The organism is Kitasatospora sp. GP82, from assembly GCF_029892105.1.
Classification (GTDB): Bacteria; Actinomycetota; Actinomycetes; order Streptomycetales; family Streptomycetaceae; genus Kitasatospora.
The window spans coordinates 1-17047 of sequence record NZ_JARZAJ010000055.1 but is presented as its reverse complement, the minus strand read 5'-3'; the positions used below and the strand labels follow the sequence as shown (position 1 = coordinate 17047).

The 17047-nt window shown below is 69.5% G+C and carries 13 protein-coding genes and 3 pseudogenes; 5 read left to right on the top strand and 11 right to left on the bottom strand.

Annotated features, from left to right (window positions below):
- Positions 1–676: 676 nt before the first annotated feature.
- Complete coding sequence (locus P3T39_RS33230; RefSeq protein WP_280702990.1) at positions 677–1318, bottom strand: hypothetical protein; 642 nt, start codon at positions 1316–1318, stop codon at positions 677–679.
- A 228-nt stretch (positions 1319–1546) separates the two neighbouring features.
- Between P3T39_RS33230 and P3T39_RS33225 the strand changes: the two genes are divergently transcribed.
- The gene (locus tag P3T39_RS33225; RefSeq protein ID WP_280702989.1) at positions 1547–2734 is read left to right on the top strand and encodes a UDP-N-acetylglucosamine--N-acetylmuramyl-(pentapeptide) pyrophosphoryl-undecaprenol N-acetylglucosamine transferase; all 1188 of its coding nucleotides are present in this window, start codon (positions 1547–1549) and stop codon (positions 2732–2734) included.
- Positions 2735–2795: 61 nt separating this feature from the next.
- Here the strand turns inward: P3T39_RS33225 and P3T39_RS33220 are convergent, their stop codons facing one another.
- Positions 2796–3440, bottom strand: coding sequence for a formyltransferase family protein (locus P3T39_RS33220; protein WP_280702988.1), 645 nt, complete (start codon positions 3438–3440; stop codon positions 2796–2798).
- Between the two features lie 451 nt (positions 3441–3891).
- Entirely contained in the window at positions 3892–4341 is a 450-nt protein-coding gene (locus tag P3T39_RS33215; protein WP_280702987.1) for a hypothetical protein, read from the bottom strand.
- 637 nt (positions 4342–4978) lie between these two features.
- Between P3T39_RS33215 and P3T39_RS33210 the strand changes: the two genes are divergently transcribed.
- On the top strand, positions 4979–5335 hold the full coding sequence (locus P3T39_RS33210) for a hypothetical protein (protein WP_280702986.1): 357 nt from the start codon (positions 4979–4981) through the stop codon (positions 5333–5335).
- 397 nt (positions 5336–5732) lie between these two features.
- Here the strand turns inward: P3T39_RS33210 and P3T39_RS33205 are convergent, their stop codons facing one another.
- From P3T39_RS33205 to P3T39_RS33195, 3 genes are all read right to left on the bottom strand, one after another.
- Positions 5733–5876 carry a hypothetical protein gene (locus P3T39_RS33205; RefSeq protein WP_280702985.1) on the bottom strand — a complete coding sequence of 48 codons (144 nt, stop codon included), beginning with the start codon at positions 5874–5876 and terminating at the stop codon, positions 5733–5735.
- A gap of 215 nt (positions 5877–6091) precedes the next feature.
- Positions 6092–7048, bottom strand: coding sequence for a DUF5996 family protein (locus tag P3T39_RS33200; protein ID WP_280702984.1), 957 nt, complete (start codon positions 7046–7048; stop codon positions 6092–6094).
- Between the two features lie 1141 nt (positions 7049–8189).
- Entirely contained in the window at positions 8190–8582 is a 393-nt protein-coding gene (locus tag P3T39_RS33195; RefSeq protein ID WP_280702983.1) for a hypothetical protein, read from the bottom strand.
- A 309-nt stretch (positions 8583–8891) separates the two neighbouring features.
- Here P3T39_RS33195 and P3T39_RS33190 point away from each other — a divergent pair, with 309 nt between their 5' ends.
- Positions 8892–9806, top strand: a complete 915-nt coding sequence (locus P3T39_RS33190; protein ID WP_280702982.1) for an IS982 family transposase — start codon at positions 8892–8894, stop codon at positions 9804–9806.
- 30 nt (positions 9807–9836) lie between these two features.
- Here P3T39_RS33190 and P3T39_RS33185 read toward each other — a convergent pair whose 3' ends face one another.
- The 4 genes and pseudogenes from P3T39_RS33185 to P3T39_RS33175 form a co-directional block, all read right to left on the bottom strand.
- Complete coding sequence (locus tag P3T39_RS33185; RefSeq protein WP_280702981.1) at positions 9837–11423, bottom strand: Na+/H+ antiporter; 1587 nt, start codon at positions 11421–11423, stop codon at positions 9837–9839.
- A 186-nt stretch (positions 11424–11609) separates the two neighbouring features.
- Entirely contained in the window at positions 11610–12275 is a 666-nt protein-coding gene (locus tag P3T39_RS33180) for an NAD-dependent epimerase/dehydratase family protein (protein WP_348534418.1), read from the bottom strand.
- 88 nt (positions 12276–12363) lie between these two features.
- Positions 12364–12477: pseudogene (locus P3T39_RS37670) on the bottom strand (NAD-dependent epimerase/dehydratase family protein); the annotation flags it as partial.
- A gap of 393 nt (positions 12478–12870) precedes the next feature.
- Positions 12871–13948 (bottom strand): annotated as a pseudogene (locus P3T39_RS33175) (IS630 family transposase).
- Positions 13949–14364: 416 nt separating this feature from the next.
- Between P3T39_RS33175 and P3T39_RS33170 the strand changes: the two are divergent.
- Positions 14365–16062: a hypothetical protein gene (locus P3T39_RS33170; protein ID WP_280702979.1), complete on the top strand. Its 1698-nt coding sequence runs from the start codon at positions 14365–14367 to the stop codon at positions 16060–16062.
- 150 nt (positions 16063–16212) lie between these two features.
- Here P3T39_RS33170 and P3T39_RS33165 read toward each other — a convergent pair whose 3' ends face one another.
- Positions 16213–16419, bottom strand: a complete 207-nt coding sequence (locus tag P3T39_RS33165) for a hypothetical protein (RefSeq protein WP_280702978.1) — start codon at positions 16417–16419, stop codon at positions 16213–16215.
- Between the two features lie 167 nt (positions 16420–16586).
- On the opposite strand from P3T39_RS33165, the pseudogene P3T39_RS33160 reads away from it, so the two are divergent.
- A pseudogene (locus P3T39_RS33160) lies at positions 16587–17047 on the top strand (hypothetical protein); the annotation flags it as partial.

The following is a 17047-nucleotide window of genomic DNA, read 5'->3' as shown; positions in this document are numbered from 1 at the left end:
CGCCGCTGGTCCAGAAGGACGGCGGTAGTGGGGCCGGCTGCTGCTGACGCGGCGTCGACCCAGTAGGGTGTCAGGTCCGTCGGCTGTTCGGCTGGCCGAGGTTGTCGAGTTCGATGGCGTCCACCTCGACAGCGAGAACGTTGCGGACTGACCGCTGTGCGACTGCGCCCCGCCGTGAACCGGCGGGGCGCAACCGATGAACTCAGCTGGTGCTTCCGGTTCGGGAACCGGTGCGTTCAGGGCCAAGTTCGGCGTCAAGGCGGACGGGCCAGTCCTCGTGCGCCAGCTCTGCGGCGACGAGCAGGTCACGCCAGTCCGCCTTCGCGAGCTCGATAGCCTCACGGAGTTCGCGGATACTCCCGTCAGCAAGCAAGATGATCGCGGCAGGATGCGCTCGCTACGGAAATGCTTCTCGTCGTAGCCCGCGACATCGGGGAGTTCATCGAGGATGTGCAAGATCCCCGACGCCGAACCAGGTTCGGGAAATCCCGTCGGATCCGTCGTTCGAGTCTCGTGCTGCTGGTCACGTCCCCACCCTTTTCCACACGCCTGGCCCTGCTACCAGTCGTGACACCGTAGTTGATCGCGATCAGCACCACGGCAGAACCCCGGTCCCAGTCGACACTCCTCACCGCAGAAAAACACCCCGTCAGTTCGCGGCGGGGCGCAGCCGTGCCTACTGCCCGCTGGCGTTGATCTCGTTGATGCGGGCGCTCGTCTGGGTGATCTCGGAGCTGCCGGTGCCGATCTCGTCGCCGGACTTGGTCAGCAGGGCGGCGTCGTTGGTGCTGGCGGCGGTGATGCAGTCCGCGGCGGCCTGCTTGTACGCGTCGAGCGCGGCGCCCCAGTGCTGTTGCGATTCGGGGTCGGGGATCGGCGGATACGCCTGGGCGTTGCGGACGTGGCCTTTGAGGGTGCCGCAGGCGTTGGCGACGGCGTTGGTGTCGCCGGTGGCGGCGGCGTTGGCGATGGCTTGGGCGTCGTTGCCGATGTTGGTGATGTGGGTTTGTCCGCCGCCGGTGTACCAGGTGTGGATTTGCTGGCCGATGGTGGCGGCGGTGGCGTGGCTGGGGCTGGGGGTGCTGGCCGAGGGTGTGACTGGCTTGGCGGGGCTGCTGGCGGTGGTCTGCGGGGCTGGTGCGGCGACTGGCTGGTTGTTGCCGAGGCCCTTGCCGCCGGTCGCGATGGCGTTGCAGCCGCCGATGATGACGATGCCGCCGAGGACGCTGAGGGTGATCTTCGCGGCCTTGGTGAGGCCGGGCTTCGGCGGGGCGGGTGGTGTGGGCTGGGCCCAGGTGGGCGGCTGATGGTTGGTCACGCGGTCAGGTTGGCAGCAGGTGGCACTCTGCCGTGGGGTCGTTGCGGACTCGTTACGGGCCCTGGAGGGGCCTGTGCGGCGTTCTCGTTGCCTGGACGGCCAAGTTGGGCGCGGCAGGGCCGGATCGAGTCCCTGGTGGCCATTCAGCGAACTTTGCGTAGTGCCTGCTATCGTCCGCAATGTCCCACAGCCCCCAGATGCGGGGTGAGTCCATATCGGGAGCTCTCCGTGCACAGTGACCCTCGCAACCGCCCTCTTGCCGAGCGTGCCTTTCGCCTGATCGTCACGGGTGGCGGCACTGGCGGCCACACCTACCCGGCGCTCACCGCGGTACGCACCCTGCAGGCCAGACTCGCAGCCGCCGGCAGGACGCTGGACGTGCTGTGGGTCGGGACAGCGAACGGCCTGGAGGCCAAGGTCACGACCGCCGAGCAGATCCCTTTCACCACGGTGGCCACGGGCAAGATCCGCCGCTCCAGCAACCCGCTCAAGCTCGCCTCGCCGGCCAACATCAAGGACATGGGGCGCGTGCCGCTCGGCATCGCCCAGGCCCGATCCGTTGTTGCCGACTTCCACCCCGACGTGGTGCTCGCCACGGGCGGCTACGTCGCCGTACCGGTGGGCCTGGCCGCCCGGATGTGCCGTCGCCCCCTCGTCGTTCACGAGCAGACGGTGCGCCTCGGGCTGGCCAACCGGGGCCTTGCCCGCGCTGCGACGTGCTTCGCCGTGTCGTCGGAGTCCACGCTGCAGTTCCTGCCGGAGTCTGCCCGTGGGGCGGCGGTCGTCACCGGCAATCCCGTGCGCCCTCAGGTGCTTGCCGGCCACTCGGACAAGGCAGTTGCAGCTCTCGGCCTGTGGTTGTTCGACCGGACCCGCCCCACCGTGTACATCACGGGCGGAGCCCAGGGATCGGCTCAGATCAACGGGTTGGTGCGCGACATCCTGCCGTGGCTGCTGTCCTACGCCAACGTGATCCACCAGTGCGGGCCGACCCATGAGGAGAGCCTGCGGCAGGCAGCTGAGGCCCTTCCCGGCGACCTGGCCAGCCGCTACCTGGTCACCGGATTCGTCGGCCCGGAGCTGCCTGATGTTCTCGCCCTGGCAGATGTGGTGATCTCCCGCAGCGGTGCGGGCACGATCGCGGAACTCACCGCCCTCGGCAAGGCGGCGGTCTTCATCCCGCTCGCTAGCTCCGCCGGTAACGAGCAGGCCCACAATGCCACCCACCTGCAGGAGTTGGGCGCCGCAGTCGCCATGCTCGGCGAGGTGTCCCCGGCCAGCCTGCAGGAGGCCGTGGCGCCCCTGCTCGCAGACCCGGCCCGCCGCGCCGACATGGCACAGCGGGCCCGGTCGCAGGGGCGGCCTGATGCTGCCGAGCGGCTGGTGGACGTTCTCCTGTCCGTCGCCGGCCGCTGAGGTTCCCGGCGCGCGTTGAAGCCCGAGGCATCGCCACCTCGGGCTTCAACGGGTGTACTGCTCAGACGGGGTCGGCGGAGATCACCCTGGTCCAGTCACTGCGGTTGCCGAGAGCTGTGCTGTCTCGGCTGTAGTGCGTCACCGCGGCGGACGTGTCCTGGGGCCTTGGCACGATCCGGTCGAGGCGGGGCAGTGTGTCCGAGATGAGGAGCCGCCCGTGCTCCATGGACCGCTGCCAGACGTCCTCGACCTCGTCGATGTCGGGCCAGATTGAGAATAGGGCTTCGGTGAGAACGGGGCCGGAGTCGATGCCACTGTCGATCACGTGGATCGTGATGCCGTGCAGGTTCTCGCGGTTGTGGAGCGCCCAGTTCACCGGGCGTGCTCCCCGGTATTGGGGGAGTCGGCCGGGGTGGCAGTTGATGATTCGCTCGGTGTTGTCGATCAGACCAGGCCCGATGATCTTGTCGTAGAGCACGCTGAAGACCAGGTCGCACCGCCCCGGCTCCAGTTCACGCCAGTCGCCTGAGCGCAGGATGCGCACTTCGGGCCAGCGCTTGGACACGTAGTCCGAGAGGCGGATGTCCCACTCCGGCTCGGACGCGTTCGGGATCACGGTGTCCAGGACCGTTTCAGGCAGCGCTGCGATCGTCTCGCAGGCGTGCGCGGCCAGCGCGCCCTTGCCGAGGACGGCGGCGCGCCTCACCGAACGGCCTCGGCGACGGCCCGCTTGAGGGCGGCGGCGACCTTACGGGCGTCGCTCTCGGTCAGGTGCTGGTGGAACGGCAGCGTCATGATCTCCCGGCCGCGGCCCGAAGGGATACTCGCTCGTCACCGCCCCTTGACGCCTATCGCTGGCGCTGACCCCAGAAGCGGCCGCGGCAACCGCGACAGCGGTCACCCGGAGACCGATCGCCCGCAGCAAACGGACAACGAGGTTACCAGCACCGAGCAGTGACGTTCAGTCCGGCCGTCACCTGAGGCCGGGCCCACCAAACCCGAGGAGCAGCACCGTGAGCACCAACTGCTACGCGTTCGGCCCGTTCCCCGGCGGTGAGGAGACCGGCAAGGGCCTGCACATCGGCCAGTACGCCTCGTACAGCCGCTTCCTGTTCCGCGCTCACCCCGAACTCGGCCTCACCACCGCAGTGGCCTGTTCAGACGATGAGCGGATTCGGTTCGCTGGTACAGTCGGAGCCGAACACGATCAGTCCGTCGACGGCGGGGATGTTGGTTCCGGGGATGGTGCCGGTGCCGACCACGCTGACGGAGTCGGTGCAGTACTGCTGGTAGCGGGCGTAGGCGCTGGTGCGCAGGATGACGGGCCCGTGACCGGGACGGGGGTACTCGGTAGTGCCGGAGTCGGCGTCGGTCGGTACGGCGGTGTTGCAGACGCCACCGACGGCGGTGGGGACTCCGGGCAGGCCGAGGGCTTTCGCGGCCTGGTTAATCGCGTCGAAGTTGGTGCCGACGGGCGGGTTCTTAAGGTCGACGACCTGCAGGCAGGCACGGGCGGGCGTGTACGCGGGTGCGGCACTGGCGGCTGGCGCAAGGGCGAGGCTCGCGGCGAGGGCGAGAGGGGCTGCGATGAGGGCGGTTTTCTTCATACGCGTGTTGCGTCCTTTCCGGTGAGTACGTGCGAGACGAAGCATTGCTTTCACGTGCCCGCGTAGGGGAAGGTCTCGGCGCTCTTTTCGGCGATCACTCCTGCCGCCCGCCCTTCCTGATCGACCACGGGTTCGCTCGTTCAGCCCAACGAGGGCATGGACGGCAGGGAAACGGACGATCTGGAAGTTACCCGGCGGTTAGTTTGCGGCTGGGGTCAGAGATAGGAGTCCGGTGCCTACCACGGACCACCCGTCAACTCGACAGGAGTCGCAGCGGTGAGCAACGAGGCCGGGCGTAGCGTCCGCGAGCAGGCCGCCAAGCTCAGTCGAACCCGATCCCCCTTATCCACGCGGGCCCGGCTGACCGCAACCGCTGCCGGGACAGCCGTCGGCGGTCTCCTCGGCTCCGGCAGCCACCTCCCGCTCGCCATCCTCACCGCAACCGCCGGCGGGGTACTCGGCTGGGGCTTGACCGGGGCCCGCCCCCGCAGCACCAAGCAGGCCTCGGCCGCCGGGTGGTGGGTGGCTGGCGCGATCGGCGAAGAAGCCACGCGTGGATCCTCGCCCCGCTCACCATTCAGGGCTGGACCATCCTCCACGACCGCAGCATCCCGGCTTCAAAGCCAATGTGGACCACATGGCCATCGGACCGCGGGGCCAGGTCGTTGTCATCGACTCCAAGCGGTGGTCCGCGAAGAACGGCGCCGCCGTTCAGGTCCGCAACGGTCGGCTGTGGTGCGGCCCCCACGACCGGGCCCAGGCGGTGCAGACGCTCCTGTGGGAGACCCGCACCGTCAGCAAGCACCTGGGCTGCCCCGCGGCACCCGTGATGGTCATCCACGGAGCACCCGTGACCGCCGGGATCCTCCAGGCCAACGGCGTCACCATCGTCGGGGCGGCGGGACTGATCAAGGCCGTGACCACCGCCCGGGGCTCCGTATGCGGAGTCGGCGCAGCATCCCGGGCCGAGGTGCGCTTCCCGCCCTACCGGTGACCGTCACGACCTGACTGCTGCCGGGGAACTCGCACCAAGCCCTGTTCGGTCAGCTCGGCCCGCAGCCACGAGTTGACGAGCCTGGACGTCTGCTCGACGGGCCGGCGGGTCCTGCGGCTTCGGCTCCTGGACCGGCTGCTCCTGCTTCGGAGCCTCGGGCACCGAGAACGGGGTATCCGGGAGAGCGAGCGGCGGATCCGCGTCATAGCGACCTGCATAGCTCACGGCGCTTGTCCTTCCTGCGAGTTGGTGTCAGGGGGCTCACCGAACGCCCGCCACGCTGCCGGGGCGGGATCGTCCCCGGCGGGCCCGTCAGGCGGCGTGATGAGGCGCGGGTTGCGGTCGGCGGGGCCGAGAGACGGGGCGCCGAACTCAGGCGACGGGATCGAGGCCGACATCAGGCGGCCTTCAGGCCGAACTCAGAGCTGGCGAGGTATTGCTCGACCACCGACCGCGGCACGTGGAATCCGGTCCGACGGACCTTGCCGTTGCCGATGGCCTTGGCGCCGGGCAGTAGGCCGGCGTCGGCCTTCTTGTACACGGTCTGCGGGCTGCAGCCCAGTTCTGGGGCAAGCTGCCCGCCTCCGTGGGCGGCTCCGAGGCTCCTCAGGGCATGGCCGCGTGGATCATGAATGCCTGCTACGTGCCACTCCTGCTGTGGGGGCCGCTGGTCACCGTCGTCACGGTCGCCTACGCCCGGCGGCGCCGTGGTACCGCCTGACCGGCGGGTGCGCTCCTTCCGCCCTCCTGGGATGTTCACGACCTGTGCTGGTGCTGGACGAGCGCGGGCGGTGTCCTGCTCATGTACCAACCCTCGACGCGGGGACCGACGAGGTCGGACGGCCAGCCTGCCGTCTCCACGGCGGCATCGTAGACGGCGTCGCCGAACGCCACAATGGCCTGGTGCGGGTCCGCTGTCTCCCTGAGCTTGGCCCACGGCAGACGAACCAGACCAGCGTCGGGATGCCAGGCGGCGCCCTCAACACCCCAGGACCGGCCCCCGAGACCGTCCGGCTGGGGCCAGATGTACGCGTACATGCCGACGTTCGGCGCCTTGGCATCCCCGAAGGAGAATCCCACCGACACGTACGCGTCGAGCTGGGCGTTCTGCATGAACGGCGGCTGGTGGGGCGGCGGCACGGTGGGCTGCGCCCGGTGACGCGTGGCGGACAGGTCGAAGCCGCCCCACATCACACCGACCCGGGGGCGGTATCCCAGGAAGGGGGCCTGCCACGCCTCGAGCCCGTCAGCGGCGAGGTTCAACGCTGTCCAGATCAGCCGGGCCGCATGGTCATCCCAGGTGCGTTCGACGTGATCGTCCTCGAAGCGCGGCGGGGCATCCGGAATCTCGCAGATCAACGAGCTGTGCGGTCGGTGTATGCCGAGCTCGTCTGCCGCATCGCAGAAGGACGCATAGAACATGGCGACTGATCCCTTGGACAATGGCACCGTCCGCGAGCCAGTGTCGGCCTCGATGACCACGCCACCGTCGAGCAGGCTGTAGTGCACCGTGAAGGTCACGCCTCGCTGCCGAAGGGTTGGCGTACTGAGCCCCCGGGGGGTGACATCGAGGACGATGTTTCCCCAACCGACTTCGAAGGGCTCGTCGAGGGTGTACTTGCCTGCGACCTGTACCACCCGGTTCACGTAGTCAACCATGGGCGCCAGGTCCTCATAGACCAGCGTCGGCCACGCATTGAGACGTTCGCTCACAGAGAGCCTCCCAGCGTGTCGATGGGATCAGCGGGAGGGGACGTCAGGTACCGCGCCCCCATGCCGCGACGGGCGGGCCTCGGACACCGAACTGCGATCCGGTACCCAATTCTCACACGCAGGTCAGGGTCCTGCCCGCTCGGTGGCGCCGGGTGTCCGACGTGCTGGGCCAGCAGCCAGGATGCGGTGGGTGACCGAAAACCCCGCCTTCTTCGCCCTGAGGGTCGAACCGCGCCGCTTCTTTGCAGGTCAGCTGCCTATCAGAGGGTAGAACGCGGTTCACAGAGGGTAGAGCGCCGTCGCTTCGAACGGAGTGGAGGTCGACGCCGCGGCCGTCGTCGTCCTGCTCACGGCCACGGCACCCTCGGCCTGCAGGGACACGGCGGCTCCCGCCCGGGCCTGACCGAACCGCCGGCCTGACCGAGCCAGCCCGCCGCACCATCGTCAGACTCGGCGTGGGGCGGTCCCCGCTGCCACGAACATGGATGCGCCAGTCACAGCTTGGTCCGCCTCGGCACGGGCGCGCTGCATCACGAAACCCAGGCGGGTTGCAGGTTACTGAGACACGCTCCTAGCCGGTGAGGGCCTGTGCCCTGCCTGTGAGGAGACGGTTCGGCTGCGCTGCGGCGGCCGGTGCTACGTGCACCCGAAGCCGAAGGACCCGGATGCGCCGACCGTCGGCACGATCACGGCGGACGGCATCGTCTGGCAAACGGACTGCCCCGGCTCCAGCCAACACCCGGCTGTGCGGCTGGAGATGACGTTCGCCCGCTGGCTGCAGCCCACTGCTCGCGGCGGGACGCCCGCACCAATCCAGTCACCTACCTCGCACAGCACGTCTTCCAGCCCTGCACGCGTACCCCCGCCCGAACACCCGCGGATGTGTCCTGGGCGTCGCCGGACGAACTGCACCCGGCCTTGCGCGGCGAGAGCCACGACTGCGACTGGCAGCGCCTCTACATCGAGCAGGCCGCAGAGGCGGTCGCGGCTATTCGCTGTTGAGACAGGCTCGATTGACCGGGCGTCGCAACCGCGACGCTGGATGAGTTTGGGAGGGGACAAGCGGGCGGGAATTCGGTGCTCTCTAGATGAATGAGTGCAAGGGATGCGTGCTGGCCGCAACGAGGTTGACTGCGCGTGCTCAGCTCAGGCGTCGCCGGTAGTAGGAGATCGTGACGACCCCGAGCAGCGGCCCCCACAGCAGCAGTGGTGCGTAACAGGCATCCATCACGACGAGTGCCAGCCCGCTCGGAGCTCCCTGCGCCCCTCCGAAGCCGCGCGCGTTGGGGATTGTCAGCAGCATCAGAAGGGCCGCGCCGAGCGATGCCGGGATCACCGCGGCCAGAGGTGCGACGTGCCTCCCTCCGATGAGCGGGATCCAGCGCGGCACCACCTCACCCCAGGGCTTGACCAGGCCAAGGGTGAGCAACGTGAGCCCTTCGACGCCCAGGCTCATTGCGATACACACGACGGTGAACCAACCGGGGACGTCCAATCCCTCGGTGTCGAATCCCACCGGGATGCCAAGTCCCATCGTGATCCGCCAAATCCCGGATGGCACAGCGGTGAGGGCCGCGATGTGCGCGACTCGGACCACCCAACGGGCAGGAGGCGGACTCTCATGGACGGCAACGGCTGCAGGTGTCCCAAACGTGACCATGGCCCCATGCTGTCCGGCGGACCGCCCCGCCGAATCATGCGCAAGGTCCAACTCGGCTCCCCCGCTCGGGGGATGGAGACCTTCGGATTCGACCGGACAGTCGTCGATACCCGACTACCCGGACACCAACCGCGTCCGAGCATTCGCCTGCGGACATGGCGCGAGGGCGTCCAATGTCGGTATGTGAAGACAGAATTGGACACCCTCGCAACGGCACCCTACGTCAGGATCGCCGACGAGCTGAAGGCTTCGCCGCATCTGGCTCCGTGGCACCCGGCAGTCGGGATCGCGCCCACGCTCAGTGACGCCGAACTGGTCACCCTAGCGGTGATGTCGGTGCTGCTGGGGTACACCTCCGAGCGGCGGTGGCTGCGGCGCGCCGCACGGGAATTTCGCCACCTGTTCCCGTACCTGCCGCAGCAGTCCGGCTACAACAAGCGGCTCCGCAACGCATCCAAGCTGGTCAAGCACATTATCAGGCTGCTGGCACCGGACACCCCGCTGTGGAGCGACGACGTGTGGGCGGTCGACTCCACGCCGGTCGGGTGCGGCTGCTCCCGCGAGACCGCCAAGCGCTCGGACCTGGCCGGCTGGGCCGAGTACGGATACTGCGCGTCGCACTCCCGGTACTTCTGCGGCCTGCGCCTGCACCTGGTCTGCACGCTCGGCGGACTGCCGATCCTGTTCGCACTCACCGGCGCGAAGGCCGACGAGCGCGAGACGCTGCGCGACATGCTCGCCGCCGCACCGGAGGTCACCACCACCCATCCGAGGCAGACGATCATCGGCGACAAGAACTACTACGGCCGCGACTTCGAACGCGACTTCACAGAGCGTCATCTGGAGTTGTTGCGCCCGGCCCGCAAGGGCGAACCCGAGGAGGCCGGGGCGCATCTGTTCAAGCCACTGCGGCAGGTCATCGAGTCGATCAACCAGACCTTCAAAGGGCAGCTCGACCTGGAACGACACGGCGGGCGCACTCCGGCCGGCGTGATCGTCCGGGTCCTGACGCGCATCTCGGCGCTCACCGCCGCGATCTGGCTCAACGACAAGACCGGCCAACCCGCCAAGCGATCCCTGGTCGCCTTCGATCACTGACCACGACAGCGCCCCTTGGACTCATTCACCTTAGGGCGGCCGATCGGTGAAGGCTTGCAGGGCCAGCTCGATCCTGACCTCCTCGCTGTCCAGGATCGACTGCAGCCGTCGCAGGACGATGTCGTCGATGCTGCGCTGGTCCCGCAGGCGGATCAGGGCGCTGCGTTTCACGCCGATCAAGGCGCGGCGCAGTTCCAGCCCTGCCCGCACGCCGGGACCGGTGGCGTCGGACGGTTCCGCGTCTTCGGTGGCGTACTCGCGCAGTTCGCTCAGGATGGCGTTGGCGGTCTCCCGTGGCGTCTCCAGGCGGCCAGCGAGGTCGGGAAGCGCCGCCACCGCGGCGGTGACGATCTGGCGATGGGCGCGGCGTTCCTCGGTGGTCTCGTCGGCATCGCCGTGGAGCCCGGAGCAGCGGATCACCGCGGGCATGGTCGTCCCCTGGAGGACCAGGGTGACCAGGATGACGGTCACCGCCGTGAAGACCAGCAGGCCGTGTCCTGGGAGCGCACGGCCCTGGACGGTGGTGGCCGGGACGGCGAGGGCGGCTGCCAGCGACACGGCCCCGCGCACGCCGCTCCAGGCGAGGGGAAACCGTTGCCGGGCGCCGGAACGCAGCCTGCGCTGGACCGGGCGGCGGTCGACGGCGCGGATGAGGTAGGGCACCGAATACAGCCACAGCAGGCGGGTGCCGATCACCACGCCGCTGACCAGCGAGGCGATGACCGCCGCGTGTCCAGCGGAGGCGGAGCCGATCGCGCTCACGATGGCGGGTGTCTGAATGCCGACCAGGACGAACAGGGCGCTGTTGAGGATGAAGGTGCTCACCTCCCAGAAGGCGGTGATCTGCACTCTCGCGCCCGCGCTGACCACCTTGGGGCCCGCCTGACTGAGGATGAGGCCGCAGATGACCACCGCCAGGACGCCGGAGACGCCAACGGCCTGCGCGGGCAGATAAGTGGCAAACGGAGTGAGGACGCCCAGGGCGCTCTCCACTACGCGGTCACGCAAGCGACTGCGCAGTGCCACCACGACGGCGGCGCAGCCGGCGCCGATCGCGGCACCGCCCGCGTAGGCCATCAGGAAGCGCACGGCAGTGCCCGACCAGCTGACGACCTGCCCCTCCACAGCGGCCCCGACCACCACCGTGTAGAGGGTGAGCGCGGTGCCGTCGTTGATCAGGCTCTCCGTCCGCAGGATGGTCCGGATACGGCGCGGCAGGGCCCGGGCAACCGCTGCCACGGCGGTGGCGTCCGTGGGGGCGACGACGGCGCCCAAGACGAAGGCAAGCGGCCAGGACAGGCCCAGCGCGTGCCCCACTGCGGCCACGGCGGTGGCGGTGGCCAGCACCAGCCCGGTCGCGAGCAGCACGATGCCGCGCAAGTTCGTCCGGATCTCGCGGAGCGAGGTGGTCAGCGACTCCCAGTAGAGCAGAGGTGGCAGGAACAGCAGCAGCACGACCGCAGGAGGCAGGACGAGCGTGCGGAAGCCAGGAGTGAAACCGATAAGGCAGCCGCCCGCCACCAGCAGGACCGGCTCGTTCCAGCGCAGGCGGTGAGCCAGCCATGTCATGGCCAGCACGGCCGCGAGGATCACCACGGTAACTTCCAGGCCACGCATTCGGCACCCCCTTGCGGATGGGCAGGCGTCCCTACCCTTGGCGCCCGCCGAGTCCTCGGTGCCCGCGAAGTCCCCGGTGCCCGCCGGGCCGAGACGCAACCTTGGCCCCTACTGAACAGCCGCCCGGCGCTCGGACACAAGGAGGCACGCCACGCGGGCCGCGAGGGGGCTACCGCGGCGGGTGGTTCAGCCCTGGGCGAGTTCGGTCAGGGCGTCGAGACGGGTGGGCGTCCAGCCGAGCTCACGGCGGGCCCGGGCACCGATGAACTGCTGGTCGAGGGCGAACGCCTCTGCGATCGGGCCCATCCGCTGCACGGCCTCCGCGAGGGTCAGTGACTCGGTCCTGCCCGGGCACCCGGCGGCTTGGCTGAGGGCCCGGGTGATGTCCGCCAGCGGGAGGTTCTGGCCGCCGACCCCGGCGTAGACGGAACCAGCCGGGGCGTTCAGGGCCAGGACGTACAGCTCGGCGATGTCGTCGACGTGAACCAGCGCCCAGTGGTTGGAGCCGTCCCCGATGCAGGGCACGGCGCCAGCGGCACGCCCCGGTTCGACGAAGAACGACTGCACCAGACCGCCGGAGCGACCGTAGACCAGCCCTGGCATCACCACCACCGGGTGCTCCCCCGTACTGGCCCGGGCCAGCACGCGCTTCTCGTTCTCCAGCCGCCAGGTGGTGATGCGCGGCGGGCTCAGCGGGGCGTCCTCGTCGACGACTCCGTCGGTGTCGCCGTACACCCACACCCCACCGGTGTGCACATACGGGCGGCTTCCCGCACCGTCCTGCATGGCCTCCGCCGCGGCGCGGTCGACATCCGCGGTGCCCTCGGAGTAGTCCACCCCGAGATGGATCACCCCGTCGGCCTGGCGAGCTGCCCCCCCGAAGGACGCCGGCGTCGGTGAGCGCGCCCGCGACGGGGGTTGCGCCCAGGTCCGACAGCGTGCGCGCGGTGTGCTCGCTGCGCGCCAGCGCCGTCACTTCGATTCCGTGCCGGATCAGCGCCTTGATGGTGGAGCGGCCGATGTAGCCGGAGCCGCCTGTGATGAAGACCTTCATCGCCCTCACGGTCCTATCCAATAGCAGTGGGAGATCCGCCGCTCCCTCCACCCTCGCGCCGTGCCGCGATCAGCAGCCCGCTCGGCCGGCCCCGTGTTCTTGTGACGGCGTAGACGGCACAGACAGGGGTGTGCAGCACGTCCACCCTCTGCACGATGTCGCAGGACATGGACGCTGGAGCCCGCCTGCCACCGACGCCCGCCGCATTTCCCTTCCATCCTGCCCCCGGGCCGCTGTGGTCGGCACCTGGACTGCACCTGTACCCGGGCCGCAGTCCAGCACCTACAACTGGGCCTCCCCCTGAGTCCGGCCGTAGCTCCCTGCGCCGAGTGGTGGACCGCTCCAGCACATCCGGCCGGCCGGTCACGCCGCTTCGGTCAGCGGCCTTCCTCCTCAGCGGAGGCCCTTCTCGCTGCGGATGCGCGTCCGTTCCCGGCGTTGGGCGGCCAGGACGTCGGGGTGGCGGGCGTTGGCGTTGCGCCAGTGCAGGTAGGCGTGCGGGGCGCGGGTATGGACGGTGTGGCTGGGGTGGTTCGAGTTGGCCAGGGTGAACTGCCGCAGCGGTCCGAAGTGAGCCTCGATCGGGTTGGCCCAGGAGGCGTTGGTCGGGGTGAAGCACAGGTGCACGTTGTTGTTGTGGGCCCAGCGGCGGATCTTCTTGCCGTTGCGGGCGGAGAGGTTGTCCAGGATCACGTAGACCGGGGCGCCGTCTGGACGGGCTGCCCGGATCGAGCGGAGTGCGGCCAGGGTGTTCGCGGTTCCCTTGCGGCGCCGGTTGACGCCCCACAGGCTGTCGTCGCCGACCGAGTAACAGCCGTGGAAGTAGGTGACGCCGTGGGTGCGGTGGCAGGTCGCCGGCAGCCGGTCCGGCCGTCCCCGCTCGGCCCAGCCGCTGCCACCGGTCGGACGGATGCCCGGCGGGCCGAACTCGTCGAACGCGAACGTCCGGTCGGGGAAGCGCTCCAGGACGTGCTCGATCCGGTCGAGCTTGGCGTCCCGCTCCGGATCGGTGGACTCCTTCCACGTCTTGGTCCGCTGAAAGGTGACGCCTCGTCGGGCGAGCAGACAGCGCAGGGCCTCCCGGCCGATCCGGATCACCCGGCCGTGAACCTTGCGCAGGTAGGCGGCGAGCTTACGGATCGACCAGCGGGTGAAGGGCTGCCCGAGCGTGACCGGGTGGGTGGTGGCCGTCTGAACGACGAAGTCCCCGTCGTCAGGACTGAGCAGGCGGGGACGGCCTCCCGCCCACCGAGGGTCCAGGCAGGCCAGACCGATCTCGTTGAACCGGTGGATCACATCCCGCACCGTGTCCTCGTCCGCCTGCACCAGCTGGGCGATGACCGGCACCCGGTTGCCGCCGGCCGAGGCCAGCAGCATCATCGCCCGCCGGTGCGCACCGTGTTCGTGCTGCCTCGGCGCACGATCCGCTGTAACTGCTGGTCAGTCTCCGGACCTTGACCGGTTCCGCCACCGCGCCTCCCCGAACCTCGGATGTCCGCCCACATCCAACCGGTTCGGACCGTGCCACCGCCAACCCGGTGAACGTATGCGGTCGGAACAACTAGGCAACGCCATGGTCATGCCGATCTACATGCCGAAGGGCTTCGGGCCAGGCGACGACATCCTCGACCCAGTGCCTGTACGGGTTGTCATCCCGAATTCACGAGTCCTCCAGGCGTATGAGGCTGCCCGGAAGGGGCTGCCACGTCTCGTACTGCGGATCCCTGCCTCCGCGAGGAGCACCTCCCTCCCGCGCGGAGAGAAGGTGCCGCCCCGGCCGAGAGCGCCTGCTTGCGCAGGGCCACGAGGTTGACGCACCAGCAGATCGCCGCAGCACTCCGGGTGGGCGCCTGCCACATTAGGTGACGGTACGTCACAGTTCGCGCTGTGACGGACACCGAGGTGGTGGCCCCTGGCGAGTGCTGCACGGTGTGCCATGAAGAGCTGAGCGCGAAGAAGCGCAGGTACTACGCGTTGTACTGCTCCGAGGTGTGCCGGGGGAAGGCCCAGGATGCGCGCAGGCTGGCCCGGGGCAAGAAACCGGTGGTGCAGCAACTGCCCGGCGGTGCGAGGGCCGCCGCCCGCCCAGTGCAGCCTCCCGCCCGGGGCTCCGCTCCCGTACAGCCGTCGGCTGTTGCGCAGTCGTCCGGTGTGGGGCAGCTGCGGGGCCTGGCCTCGGCGGCGATCGCACGACTGGCGCCGGTGGCGGCCCGCGAGCAGAGGGCGCTCGGCCGACTGGACGCCGACCAGCTGCGCGAGGTGGCCGGCGCGGCTGAGGCCGCGCGCCGGCAGGCAGATGTACGTCGCCCTGGATCTGCCGATGGAGCCGGTGACGCTGCACGACCGGGCTCTGCTCCAGCAGCGGCCCCCGGCACCGGACCCGATGCCTGCGGCGGCCCCGGCGCCCGCCCCGCCGTAGCGAAGGTCCCGGCACCCGCGCCCAAGGCCCCGGCTCGGCTGGTGCAGACAGGGGAGCAGGAGAAGATCCTGACGGTCTGCGAGCGCGGCTCGAACCTGGTGGTCGAGGCCGGGGCGGGCACCGGCAAAACCAGCACGCTGAAGATGGCGTGCGAGGTGATGAAGGGCCGGGGCCTGTACCTGGCCTACAACAAGGTGACAGTGGCCGACGCGAAGGCGAGCTTCCCCAGGCATGTGCAGTGCCGCACCCGGCACTCGCTGGCCTACGCGGCCGTCGGCCACCGCTACGAGGACCGGATCGGGCCGTGGTTGCCAGCCGAAAGGTCGGCGGAGATCCTGCGCATCGCGGAGCCGCTGCGGGTCAACGGGCACCTGTTGCTGAGCGCTGCGGCCCAGGCGCAGATGGCGACCGAGGGCGTCGCCCGGTTCTGCAACAGCGCGGACCCGGTGCTGCGCCCCAGGCACATCCCGGTGCCGGCCGGACCGACCGAGAAGGAGGAGCGGCAGCTGCGTGCGCACGTGCTGCCGTTCGCTCTGAAGGCGTGGGAGGACATCGTCCACCCGAAGGGTCTGCTGTTGTTCGGTCACGACCACTATCTGAAGATCTGGGCGCTGGGCTCGCCGAGGTTTGCGCCGCAGCGATCCCGAGCGGTACGAGCGGCTGATCCCGGTGCAGCGCGCGAAACCGGAACTGACTGTGGAGTGGGCCGAGCGGCACGGGCTGAAGGCCTCGCACTCTGGGTGCTGCCCGCACTGGCTGCGAGGAAAGGTCAGCCGCCGATGCGTGCCGTACGAGCGGGGGGCGCTGCACGTACTACGGGGGCGGAGAAGACCGGTACTGGCTGGATCATGTGGTGTTCTGGCTGCGCGGAGGCCGCCCGGCAGCGATCACGTCGGCCCCGTACAGCGTTTCGGGCGCGGACCAGGAGCGGATCGAGGGTTGGTGCACCGCAGACCGGCGGCTGCGGTTTCAGCTCGGCTCCGGCTGGTACGGCTACGGCACGACGCAAGTGGTGCTGTGGCGCACCGACCGGGTGGAATCGGTCGCGCCGGCCACCCTGCCAGAGGCGGCTGCCGCTGAAGGCCGAGCGGCTGAAGGTTGGTAGGACAGCGATCAGTCTTATCACCGGGATGGACCTCCTGGGCGATATCGGGTTCTGGCCGTAATCGGTTGTCGGTGCGTGCCAGAACACGAAGACCGATACAGGTTCGGAGACCTGGACACCGAGGCGATGGCAGCTCGGATGTTCCGCGCCCAGCGGTGCGACAAGGGCAGCAGCTGGCCGCAGCGCTGGATGCCGCCGACGGGTCCGGTGGCTACCGCCTGAGGGACTGCCACCGCTGCGGTTCACCCCGGATGCTGTCGCTCTGCGAGATGGGGGAGGGCGAGAGCGAGGAGGGCCCCGGTCGGCCGACCGCGAAGCTGTGCGCCTCGTGCGGCTGGGAGTGCGGGCGTACCAAAGCCCCGGTCTGCATGATCGTCAGGACGCTGTCCAAGGGGGCGGTGACGTCCAGCACGTCCATCTTCCCGTTCTACTGGCGGAAGCTGGCCGAGGCCGCGGACGACGCCAGACTCGCCGCCAGCGCCGAGACGGACACCGGACGGCCTGTCCCGACGATCGTCCAGCGCGTCGTACGGCAACTGTCCAAAACCGAGCGGGCCGAACCGCCTGCGGAGGGCAGGTGGAGCCGTGAACGAGGGCAACGCCGCGAGGACCTACGCCGTCCCGACCGGACGGCCGTACCAGCTGAACGAGCTGCCCTCCAAGATCGCTGTGATCAACGACGGCGTCGGCGATCTGTGGGAGGGCGATCACCCCGCTGAGTACGAGCCGGCCGCCGGCGCCCTGTGGCAGGCGTTCACCACCGCCCGTGCCCTCGCTCCGACAAGGACATGCACCGGAGGCGAGCGTCACCCCGGAGCCCCGACCGACCCCACCGCCGATCACGCATGCCTGTTCTGCGTCGCGGATGAACGCCGACATCGTGACCTGCGTGACGGGATCCCGGTCCTGACACCCCGCGCCACTGGGCTGACCAGCGGCCGCGGCCCGCTAAGTAGCCGTTGTCGTACCGATCAGAGCGCCTGCCGATCGAACGGAAGTCTCGATCGGGTGATCGCGGGCCAGTGGACGCATAGAAGCAGGGCCTC

Bases quoted from the DNA above. Each gene is read 5' to 3' on its own strand.
- P3T39_RS33215 (WP_280702987.1), bottom strand. From the start codon at position 4,341: ATGAAGAAAACCGCCCTCATCGCAGCCCCTCTCGCCCTCGCCGCGAGC.
- P3T39_RS33210 (WP_280702986.1), top strand. From the start codon at position 4,979: ATGGCCATCGGACCGCGGGGCCAGGTCGTTGTCATCGACTCCAAGCGG.
- P3T39_RS33195 (WP_280702983.1), bottom strand. From the start codon at position 8,582: ATGGGACTTGGCATCCCGGTGGGATTCGACACCGAGGGATTGGACGTC.
- P3T39_RS33185 (WP_280702981.1), bottom strand. From the start codon at position 11,423: ATGCGTGGCCTGGAAGTTACCGTGGTGATCCTCGCGGCCGTGCTGGCC.
- P3T39_RS33165 (WP_280702978.1), bottom strand. From the start codon at position 16,419: ATGGACGTGCTGGACGTCACCGCCCCCTTGGACAGCGTCCTGACGATC.